Raw genomic sequence first — 11,079 nt, forward strand, 5'->3', positions numbered from 1 at the left:
TATCCGATGCGCTGTGGATTCCCCGACCATCGCCTCATACGGCGCCACACGCGGGACCGCTATTGCACCCGACGAGGGTTTCACGTAAAGAAATTAAAAGCAAATACACAAAGCCTGACCCCTTTACGATACCGGCATCTGTCGCGGGAGCTGGCGACCAAAACCGGAATATCTACGCGTCACCAGCCTACATGGGGAGCGCGGTCCCGCGTATTGTGTCCGGCGCGCGCCCGGTATTGCCTACATGTCAAGTCCCGCAAGATCGTAAATCTTCTTTCGAAAAAGATGAGGATGGGACAGTTGCCAGTTTTTGAGAGCCTGGATCGGGGTGAGATGGCCTAAGGCCTTTTGGGGAATGTGATGATTGTACAGCTCGACATAGCGGTGCAGGGTGGTGTCCAGATCGGCGGTTGAATCGAAGTGATGGGTTTGCAACACCTCCTCGATGCGGCCATTGAAGCGTTCCACCAGGCCATTCGTTTGGGGCCGGCCCGGCGGAATCAGGCGATGTTCGATGCCTTGTTCAGTACAGAGGCGGTCAAACTCATGCGTCCCCGAGGGCTGCCGAGTTCGGGTCAGGAAACGGTCGGTAAACTCCGAGCCGTTGTCGGTCAGGCATTTCTGGATGCGGAAAGGCGCGGCCTGAATCACCGCTTTGAGGAAGTCCTTTGCGCTTAAGGCGGTGCGGTTGGGCTTGAGGGCGACATAGACCCAGCGGGTGGCGCGGTCGATGGCGACGAACAGGTATCGGCGGGGTTCGCCGTCGATGGCGGGCAAGTACTTAACATCCAGGTGAAGGAAGCCGGGCTCATAGGCCTTGAAGGGTTTGACCTTCGCCTTCTCTGTAGGCGGAAGCAGGGTCTTGAGGGACGCCACCCCGTGGCGGCGCAGGCAGCGGTCTAGCCCGGAACGGGACACGGCGGGATTGAGAAATTCCCGGGTCACGGCCAGGAGATCATCCAAGGGGAGGAGCAGAGCTTGGCGGAGGTAGACCACGATGGCTTCCTGGGCGGGCGTGAGCGTGGTTCTGAGGGTGTGGGGCCGGTGTGAGGCATCTTCGACCGAGGAGCGGTGTTTCCACTTGCGGACGGTCGTTCGGCTAATGCCATGCTTTTGGGCCAAGGCGCGCTCGCTCAACGTGGACGCTTGAATGGCCTGCCGAACGGCCGGGGTGGTACGGGCGTTCTTATGAAGACGAATCTGCATGGAGAGGAACCTCACTTGGACGAACCGAATATCTCCTGGAGAAGGCTCCGGGCTTCAAACAGAGCATAACTCCTTCTCGGTAAATAATCACACGAGACGCGACACCTACACAATATCGACAGAACCTAGACCTCGATCGACCAATTTTTCTGCGGCGTCGGCAGCCATGTCGCTGATCACTTTCCAGTTGGCTTTTCCTCGGTGAATTTGTGCTAAGACCTCCTGCGAAGAGATGAATCGTTCAGAGTCGTAGAAAAAGTCGCTACCTAGTTCCCGGCGCTCCGATAATTGCATTTGTTGGCTGCGAGATTTCCACTTGGTGACGATCTCGCCCGTTTTATCAAGCTCATCGACAATATATTCAACTGACTTTATATATTCCGTAATGAACGGGAGCGCTTTCGGAAAGTTAAAAGTTCCCCAGTTTCTATGCACCTTGAAAAGGTTTTCCCAAATAAAGTTAATGTCATTAAACTTATCGAAGTACTGGGCTGTACGGGATAATATTTTCCGAGGCTCGAAGGCCGCTAAGAAAGTCCTTCCTCTATTGAGTTTTATCTTTTTTGTTCCCTGAGCTTCGTAGATGGCTTTCACAATATTATGAAAGCGATTCTTGGTATCGCTGGAAAGCGCTAAGATTTCATTTTCGGAGAGTCCGAGTCTTTTTAGCCATCGATGAGTCAGAGTTCTCTCCATCGTATTGCGGAATTTTTCCCAGTAAAATTTTTCTGATGCAATTTCGTTTGTATATTTAAATCGACTTTTGCAAGTCAGTTTTATTAGGTCGCTAAATAAGGTAAACAATTGTTCAGGTTGTCCCCACCTGCCGCCCAGGAAGTATTTGTTTCCAGGCATATAACTATATTTTTGGTGATGAGCATCGAGGTAAACAAAGGTCGATAGATCGATGGTGCCGCCGTCAGACGTTCTGTTTCCATAAGTTGGAGAGCCGTGCACAGCGTGAAGGTCATAGTAGACTGCAGCCTCTTTTGCGAGATTGGTTACGATACGATCCAGATAATTACGAACGTTTTGGGGAGTTACTGGATAATTTAGAGGTAAACCTAGATCTCGTTTTAATCCGTACTCAAAAATCTTTTCAAGCTTCCACGGTTGGTTAGAAAAATAGCGGTAATGGGCAAATCTCAGATGGTTCCCGATGCGGACAATAAGAGCTGCCTTTTCACCTGTTGCTTCACGGAAGAAGGGTAACTCTATTACCGCGAGAGGGCGTACGGTGTCGATACCGTTTTTAGTGGCAGCCAAACCATAAATGTATTCATGGACAGCTTCTGTTATTCCTAGTTTTCCGTCGCGATGGCTTTGCTTGGAGTGATTCAGCCAAGCAAGAGGAGTAATGCCGATTCCTTTCACCGTAGCATCCATGTAACGAATTCGCTGGTTTACATCTACATTAGAAAGTTCACCAACCCAGACGGTGCGGCCATCACCTAAGGCGCTGCCAACACATTTATCGTCGGAATCTTGATAGCGGGTTGCAAAGAATGTTCGGGTATGGTCGGTATCTAGGTCTTCGCGAGCTGTCTTTTCGTCAGCCTTAAACCACGCGAATAAATCAAGAACAAAATTTTCGATTTCGGTGCTTTTTCTTGGTAATTTTATATCTAATGTTTTAGCGAGCTCTTGATTAAACAAAACTAATCGAGCTCCTCTAATACGACTTACCGGGACATCTACGTAAAAATGGGAGCCAAGGGATTTGAAGGAGTGGATTCCATTGGCAAGTCTTAAATTTTCGTGCTTAGAAAATGGTGGGAGAAATCGATTGAAAGCAATATCTGGCAAAGAATATCGCAAAAAGGCCAACATGAAGTATTTCCGATTTCTAGAAATAAATGGTTGTACGTGCCACGTGCTTGATGCTGGCACTTAATAATAGATTTTTGTTTTTTATTTAATCGGTTTATGTTTTTGCCAATGACATACTGCTGACCTCGCTACGGGTCGCGTAGGCAGGCCAGTCATCCGTGTAAGAGCTTAGCGGGTACCACGCCCTATTAACCGGATTAGAAGTAAGGTATTTTAGTATGAGGCGAGCGCAACGTAACCCGGCTCGTAGGATGGGGTGAGCCAGGAACTGCATCATTTGCGTCATTAGCTCCAAAGGACCTTTCGCGTCTCACCCACCATGGTCGTCAAGTGGTTCAAAAAAAGTCCAAAGCCTGCCGCCTCTGAGCGTCACGGTAGTCGATCCACCGCAGTCCAGCGGGGCTCCACCTGTGCTGGAATGCGATGAAGTCAGGAGCTACGTTGGTCGGAAAACCACACCGATGTGGCTGTGGATCGCCTTCGCCCCGCACACCCGACAAATCGTAGCCTACGCGTTGGGTGACCGTACAGAAGCCACGGCCCGCCAACTGTGGGATCGTCTTCCGTGTCGCGTCTCGTGTGATTATTTACCGAGAAGGAGTTATGCTTGGTTCGAAGCCCGGAGCCTTCTCCAGGAGATATTCGGTTCGTCCAAGTGAGGTTTCTCTCCATGCAGATTCGTCTTCATAAGAACGCCCGTACCACCCCGGCGGTTCGGCAGGCCATTCAAGCGTCCACGTTGAGCGAGCGCGCCTTGGCCCAAAAGCATGGCATTAGCCGAACGACCGTCCGCAAGTGGAAACACCGCTCCTCGGTCGAAGATGCCTCACACCGGCCCCACACCCTCAGAACCACGCTCACGCCCGCCCAGGAAGCCATCGTGGTCTACCTCCGCCAAGCTCTGCTCCTCCCCTTGGATGATCTCCTGGCCGTGACCCGGGAATTTCTCAATCCCGCCGTGTCCCGTTCCGGGCTAGACCGCTGCCTGCGCCGCCACGGGGTGGCGTCCCTCAAGACCCTGCTTCCGCCTACAGAGAAGGCGAAGGTCAAACCCTTCAAGGCCTATGAGCCCGGCTTCCTTCACCTGGATGTTAAGTACTTGCCCGCCATCGACGGCGAACCCCGCCGATACCTGTTCGTCGCCATCGACCGCGCCACCCGCTGGGTCTATGTCGCCCTCAAGCCCAACCGCTCCGCCTTAAGCGCAAAGGACTTCCTCAAAGCGGTGATTCAGGCCGCGCCTTTCCGCATCCAGAAATGCCTGACCGACAACGGCTCGGAGTTTACCGACCGTTTCCTGACCCGAACTCGGCAGCCCTCGGGGACGCATGAGTTTGACCGCCTCTGTACTGAACAAGGCATCGAACATCGCCTGATTCCGCCGGGACGGCCCCAAACGAATGGCCTGGTGGAACGCTTCAATGGCCGCATCGAGGAGGTGTTGCAAACCCATCACTTCGATTCAACCGCCGATCTGGACACCACCCTGCACCGCTATGTCGAGCTGTACAATCATCACATTCCCCAAAAGGCCCTACGCCATCTCACCCCGATCCAGGCTCTCAAAAACTGGCAACTGTCCCATCCTCATCTTTTTCGAAAGAAGGTTTACGATCTTGCGGGACTTGACATCTAGTTAATCACTACCCCCGTGGGGAGAGACCCGCTTCAAACTCACTCGCTGCCGAAGGCAGCTTCTATTCGAGCGTACATCAGAGATGAAAACGCTCTAGTGATCAGTAATTCAGCCCCCTATTCGTTAGTCCCAGCTATATCCGCGAAGCCAAATGTCGTGGTGTTTTTATGGCTGTCGAGTGATTAACCCATTCTGCCCCCATTATACCCTTATACTTTTCGGAGACCGGATCTTGCCGTAATGACGAGTGAGCCTTGGCTGCGGTTTCAAATTCGCTCACGGCAGGAAAAAACAATATTGCGAAGTAATAGGGGGCTTGATGGATAGGATTACGAACGAGCGGCCTTACGGCGAAATCGGTTGGCGTGTGCCGTCCCAACGCATCGAGGCAACGCTCGTCTCTAAGCTGAATCTCGCCTACTTTCAGAATTCCGTCCCGATGCTTCGGGAGCTCAGCATCGTGAATGATGCGACGGAGACGATAAAGGATCTCGAGCTCCGCCTCGAATCCGTTCCGGCGTTCCTCAAATCGAAAAGATGGCGAATCGATGAAATCGAGGGCAGCAGTCGCTACCACATTACCGATCTGGACGTTCAGCTCGATGGAGCACTGCTCACTCGTTTGACCGAAGCCGAGAAGGCATCGGTCTCTCTCGTTTTGTACCGGGTTTCGGTGCTGCCCGAGGAACTGGTGCGATTCGAGTGTACCGTTGAACTTCTGCCTCGGAATCAATGGGGTGGCTTGTCGGATTTGCCGGATTTGGTTGCCGCCTTCGTTCAGCCGAACGAACCGGCCGTGGAGCGTCTGCTCAGGCAAGCCGCCGAGATTCTTCGCAAGAACAAAAAAAGCCCGGCGCTGGATGGCTACAGCGGCGGCCCGAAGCGGGTATGGGAACTCGCTTCCGGTATCTGGAGCGCGATTGCATCGATGGGATTGAACTATGCCCTACCGCCCGCGAGCTTCGAACATAAGGGGCAGAAGATTCGCGGCCCGGCGCAGATCGCCGAATCCGGTTTGGCCACTTGTCTCGACCTCGCGCTTCTGTTCTGTTCGGCCATTGAACAGGCCGGTTTAAACCCGCTGCTGGTCTTTACCAAGGGGCATGCGTTTGCGGGCGTCTGGCTCAACCCGGAGGAATTCTCGACCACTGTGGTCGATGACGTCACGGCCTTGCGCAAGCGGGTCAAGCTGAAAGAACTGCTGCTGTTCGAAACCACTCTCGTCACGCAACATCCGCCGCCGCTGTTCTCCTTTGCCGTCCAACTCGGAGAGCAACAGATTTCCGAAGAAAAGGAAGAAGACTTCGAGCTGGCGGTAGACATCCGCCGCGCGCGCCTGCAGCGGATCAGGCCTTTGGCGAGTGCTGAAACGCTCGTGCTAACGACATCCATCGAGCCATTCCAAGTTGCCGAACCGCGAATCGAGGACGCTCCGGATTTACCGGACGAGGAAATTGTCGAACCCGATCCCGCCACCCTCAATCCCAAGGATCGGTTGATTCGCTGGCAACGTAAGCTGCTCGATCTGTCGCTACGCAATAACCTGCTGAATTTCAAAGGCGGAAAGAAATCCCTCAAACTCGAAGCACCGGCTCCTAGTGCGCTCGAGGATCTTCTGGCCGAAGGCCAGGCTCTGAAGCTTTTGCCGAGGCCCGACCTCATGGACGGTGCCGACCCGCGCAATCAGGCCATTCATGAGGCACGAGTACGCGAAGACCTACGGCGCGAACATGCGCGCGATGCCTTGAAGCGTCGTGAGGTATTCGTCGACCTTCCCCCGGAAGAGCTCGAAGTGCGGCTCGTGGAACTGTACCGTGCGGCTCGCAACATGCTGCAGGAAGGGGGAGCCAATACTCTCTATCTGGCGTTCGGCTTTCTGTCCTGGATACGGGACGACAAGGCCGGCCAGCGTTATCGCGCGCCATTGATACTCGTGCCGGTCACGCTGAATCGCAAGAGCGCACGCTCGGGCTTCACCTTGACCTTGCACGATGACGAACCACGTTTCAATCCGACGCTGGTCGAAATGCTGCGTCAGGATTTCAAGCTCAACCTCGGCTTCGCCGATCGCGAGCTGCCCAAGGATGATTCCGGACTGGACGTGGCCGCCATCTGGAAGGCGGTGTCCCATGCGGTAAAAGACATCAAGGGTTGGGAGGTCACGGAAGATGTCGTGCTGGCGACGTTTTCCTTTGCCAAGTATCTGATGTGGAAAGACCTGACCGACCGTATCGACCAGCTGCGCGAAAACGCGGTGGTGCGACACCTCATCGATACGCCGCGCGAGCCCTTTCCTTCCGGCGTACCTTTCCCGATCCCGAATCAGCTCGACCGTGAATTCAGGCCGGACCAGATTTTCTGTCCGCTTCCGGCGGATTCCTCTCAGCTTTCGGCCGTCATGGCGGCCGCACGAGGCAAGGATTTCGTACTGATAGGGCCGCCCGGCACCGGCAAGAGCCAAACCATCGCCAATCTCATCGCGCAATGCTTGGCGGAAGGCAAGCGGGTGCTCTTCGTTTCCGAAAAGATTGCGGCGCTCGATGTGGTGTACCGCCGGTTGCGCGAAGTGGGGCTAGGTGAATTCTGTCTCGAGCTGCATTCCAGCAAGGCACGCAAGCTGGACGTGCTGGCACAACTGCAAAAATCCTGGGAGGCGCGCGGCGATATCGACCCCGAAGCATGGCGCCTCGAAGCTGAGCGGTTGAAACGTGTGCGTGACGAGCTCAATGCCTATGTCGAGCGCCTCCATCTCCGGCATGCGAACGGCATGAGCATTTACGATGCGATCGGACGCGTGGTCGACGGTAGGGACGTGCCGGTGATCGGCCTGTCATGGGGTAGAGCGGATGTCCACGACAGGGCGTCCCTGGACGCCATGCGGGAGCTAATTGACCGCTTGGATGTGAACGTTCAGGCCGTCGGACAGGGAGCTTTGCAGGACCATCCTCTTGCGCCTATCGGCCATAGCGATTGGTCGCCGAGCTGGCAGCAAAGCCTGATCGATGCCGTAAGCAGCGTCATTCCAGCCGTGAATGCCTTGCAACAGGCCGGCGAGCGGTTCATTCAAGCCGTAGGGCTACCGAGCGTGCCTTTCGACCAGCGGGCGCGGAGCGCCTTCGCCGTGCTGGCCCGCGCACTACCGAACGCCGCCGGGCGCGATTGGCGCTTCGCCCTGCGTGTTGACGCGCGTTCGATCGCTGATCGCCTCAAAACCGGTACCGCGCTCTTGAGCCAACATCGGGCGCTGCGCACAGCGTTCTCGCCGAACGGCACAGAGATCGTCGTCGATGCCGATCCCGATCTACAAGGGATGCTCGACGAGATTTTCCAGGCGAGAAGCAAGCTGTCGGTTCAGTACGCCGACGAGGTCGAACGTTTGGATCTTCCTGAGCTCGCAGCTGCTTGGAAAAAGGCGGAAAAATCGATTTGGCCGTTGTCGTGGTTTCGGAAACGCAAGGTTCGCAAACGTCTTTCTACCGCGATCGTTGCTAAAGGCAAGCCGCGCATCGCACAGGACATCCGTTTGCTGGCCAGAATGGCGCGCTTGCGCGAGCAAGGGTTGGCACAGGTCGAACGACAGCTCGCCGATTATGAGGATCTTCGGGACATTACCGCAGGCCTTTGGAACGGCCTGAAAACGCGTGTGGAAGAAATAGAGCAGGTCCTGAAATTTCAGTCCGCTCTTTCCAGCGCTATAGCGAACCTAGCCAGAACACCCGAACAGATCGGCGCCGTTAAATCGCCGCTGGAACGCTTGCTCGGTGATGGCAACGTTTTCCTAGAACCTGGTGGCCCGATCACAGCGGCGGGCGAAGAATATCTTAAAGCCTACGAGGCGTTGCAGCCGGCCATGGACCGCCTGGTTTCGGTCGCGAGCTTTTCGGAAACCGCCAAGTGCGATTTCACCGAACTTACCCTCGGCGAAATCGCCGAGCGGTGTGCAAGCTTCGTTCGCCTTCAGCATCGACTGAATGCTTGGTGTGCTTGGTGCAAGGTGCGGGATGAGGCCCTAGCGGTCGGACTTGGGCCGCTCGTAGAGGCCATCGAACGCGGCACTGTGGCGCAGGGCAGCATACGCCGGGCGTTCGAGACCAATTACAGCCGCTGGTGGTTGAACGCGGCGGTGGACGAGGAACCAGTCATCCGCAGCTTCGTATCAGCCGTGCACGAAAAGCGCATCGACGATTTCCGACGGCTCGACGACCGTTTCACCGAGTTGACCCGAGCCTATATCCGAGCCCGATTGTGCGCGGATTTGCCGACTCAGGACAGCGTCGCACGAAACTCGGAGTGGGGCATCCTCAAGTATGAAATGACCAAGAAGCGGAATCACACGCCGCTTCGTCAGCTCATGAGCAAGATCCCGACGGCGCTGACCAAGCTAACGCCGTGCTTGCTCATGAGCCCGCTTTCGATCGCCCAGTATCTGGTGGCCGATGCGACCGCGTTCGACGTCGTCGTCTTCGACGAAGCCTCGCAGATTCCGGTGTGGGATGCAGTGGGAGCGATCGCGCGCGGCAAGCAGGTCATCATGGTCGGCGATCCCAAGCAGCTGCCGCCAACCAGCTTCTTCGATCGCGCCGAATCGGATCTGGACGATGAGGATGTCGAGGGCGACTTGGAAAGCATCCTCGACGAGTGCCTAGGGGCGAGACTACCGACCATGAACCTGACCTGGCACTACCGCAGTCGTAACGAGAGCCTGATTGCCTTCTCGAACCATCGTTACTACGAAGGCTCGCTCGTGACCTTCCCGTCGCCGGTGACTGAAGATCGGGCTGTGAGCTTCCACTATGTGAAGGGGGTGTATGAAAAAGGCGGAGCTCGCGTCAACAAGCCGGAGGCAAAGGCGCTGGTGGCCGATCTCGTGGGGCGGCTGAATTCGCCGGGCTTCCGCGAATCCGGGCTGACTATCGGCGTGGTGACCTTCAATGCCGAGCAGCAGGCGCTGATCGAAGACTTGTTGGACGAAGAGCGCCGCAAAGATCCAGCCATCGAGCCTTATTTTAGCGAGACGGAACTGGAACCCGTGTTCGTGAAAAATCTGGAGAGCGTCCAGGGGGACGAGCGCGACATCATGTACTTCTCCATTACTTATGGCCCGGATCTCCACGGTGCGGTGTCGATGAACTTTGGTCCCATGAACCGTTCAGGCGGCGAGCGCCGCCTGAATGTCGCCATCACCCGTGCCCGCCACGAGTTGCGCGTGTTCTCCAGCCTCAAGGCCGAACAGATGGATTTGACGCGAACCCAAGCCGCGGGCGTGCGCGACCTTAAGCACTTCCTCGAATTCGCCGAGCGCGGCCCGCGCGCCCTGGCAGAAGCCACTCACGGCAGCCGAGGCGGCTTCGAAAGTCCTTTCGAACAAGCGGTAGCCGCCGCTCTCGCCAGCAAAGGTTGGGAATTGCACACTCAGGTTGGTGCTTCGGCGTTTCGTGTCGATCTGGCGGTCGTGCATCCGGACGCCCCCGGCGCTTATCTGACAGGTATCGAATGTGATGGGGCGACCTACCACCGCACCGCCACTGCCCGCGATCGCGACAAGTTGCGCGAGCAAGTATTGCGCGGGCTCGGTTGGGAAATCATTCGTGTCTGGTCGACCGATTGGTGGATTGATCCCGAGGGTACGCTGGAGAAACTGGACGAGAAGCTCCGGTCGCTTCTGGAGGCGAGCCGTATTAAACGCGCCGAAGCAGCCGAGCAGGAGGAAAGCCCGTTCCTTATGCCGGTAGAGACGATGACGGAAGCGTAAAGGAAGTTCGGCTTCCGGCACGATCCTCGACGCATCCGGAAATGACATTGACGCAAGTCTTGTAACGGGTGGTTCAATCTGGCGGGCGGCGCATAGGAACTAGGAAAATTGACCTTTTCGCCGATCATGCGCCAACTGAGGTATATACCAAGAACGCCAGTGAAAGACTAATCATGCAGTATGCCGTGTATTGGGGAAGCGGGCCCGACTTGAGTGGTGGATTGCATCGATCCGGAAGCTTTCTTCGATACGTCTTACGACGCCACGTTGACCCGGATGATTATTCACATCGATGCGGGACCCGGGTGTGCTGCCAACCGTGCGCTTTAGCTATGCGCGGCGGGCGAGTACCGCGCTCAACACCTCCCGATAAACCTCGACGATATGAGCAATCGGTTGTGCGGCCACTGGTTTAATAGGAACATGGCAGCCGCGAGGCGGCCGAAGATGTGAACGAGGAGTCCCCGCGAGGAGCGGACTTTGCAGGCCGTCTCCATACCGGTTTTCGCCTAAATCCAGTTAAACAACGCTTCAATGGGCTGGTGAACCTCGACACGGCCGAGGAAGACAAGCGGTCGGCGGCATCGAGAGGCGGCTGTCCCGGCATCTTTCGCACGGGCGTGAAGACCGTGAACGGGAGCGAGGTCCAGCGCGA

Annotated in this window: 5 protein-coding genes; 3 read left to right on the forward strand and 2 right to left on the reverse strand. The window is 56.1% G+C overall.

What is annotated here, in order from left to right:
* Nucleotides 1-240: 240 nt before the first annotated feature.
* Nucleotides 241-1,206 (reverse strand): IS481 family transposase, encoded by a 966-nt coding sequence (locus QEN43_RS17580; RefSeq protein WP_317963448.1) that lies wholly within the window; start codon nt 1,204-1,206, stop codon nt 241-243.
* A gap of 105 nt (nt 1,207-1,311) precedes the next feature.
* Nucleotides 1,312-3,036, reverse strand: a complete 1,725-nt coding sequence (locus tag QEN43_RS17585) for a protein adenylyltransferase SelO family protein (RefSeq protein ID WP_317963449.1) — start codon at nt 3,034-3,036, stop codon at nt 1,312-1,314.
* A gap of 410 nt (nt 3,037-3,446) precedes the next feature.
* Between QEN43_RS17585 and QEN43_RS21855 the strand changes: the two genes are divergently transcribed.
* The 3 genes from QEN43_RS21855 (at nt 3,447) to QEN43_RS17595 (ending at nt 10,424) form a co-directional block, all read left to right on the forward strand.
* The gene (locus tag QEN43_RS21855; RefSeq protein ID WP_396661866.1) at nt 3,447-3,695 is read left to right on the forward strand and encodes an IS1 family transposase; all 249 of its coding nucleotides are present in this window, start codon (nt 3,447-3,449) and stop codon (nt 3,693-3,695) included.
* Nucleotides 3,696-3,706: 11 nt separating this feature from the next.
* Entirely contained in the window at nt 3,707-4,672 is a 966-nt protein-coding gene (locus QEN43_RS17590) for an IS481 family transposase (protein ID WP_317963450.1), read from the forward strand.
* Between the two features lie 319 nt (nt 4,673-4,991).
* Nucleotides 4,992-10,424, forward strand: a complete 5,433-nt coding sequence (locus QEN43_RS17595; RefSeq protein WP_317963451.1) for a DUF4011 domain-containing protein — start codon at nt 4,992-4,994, stop codon at nt 10,422-10,424.
* The last annotated feature ends 655 nt before the right edge of the window (nt 10,425-11,079 follow it).

The organism is Methylocaldum szegediense (assembly GCF_949769195.1).
GTDB classification, from domain to species: Bacteria; Pseudomonadota; Gammaproteobacteria; order Methylococcales; family Methylococcaceae; genus Methylocaldum; species Methylocaldum szegediense.

Bases quoted from the DNA above. Each gene is read 5' to 3' on its own strand.
- QEN43_RS17590 (WP_317963450.1), top strand. From the start codon at position 3,707: ATGCAGATTCGTCTTCATAAGAACGCCCGTACCACCCCGGCGGTTCGG.
- QEN43_RS17585 (WP_317963449.1), bottom strand. From the start codon at position 3,036: ATGTTGGCCTTTTTGCGATATTCTTTGCCAGATATTGCTTTCAATCGA.
- QEN43_RS17595 (WP_317963451.1), top strand. From the start codon at position 4,992: ATGGATAGGATTACGAACGAGCGGCCTTACGGCGAAATCGGTTGGCGT.
- QEN43_RS17580 (WP_317963448.1), bottom strand. From the start codon at position 1,206: ATGCAGATTCGTCTTCATAAGAACGCCCGTACCACCCCGGCCGTTCGG.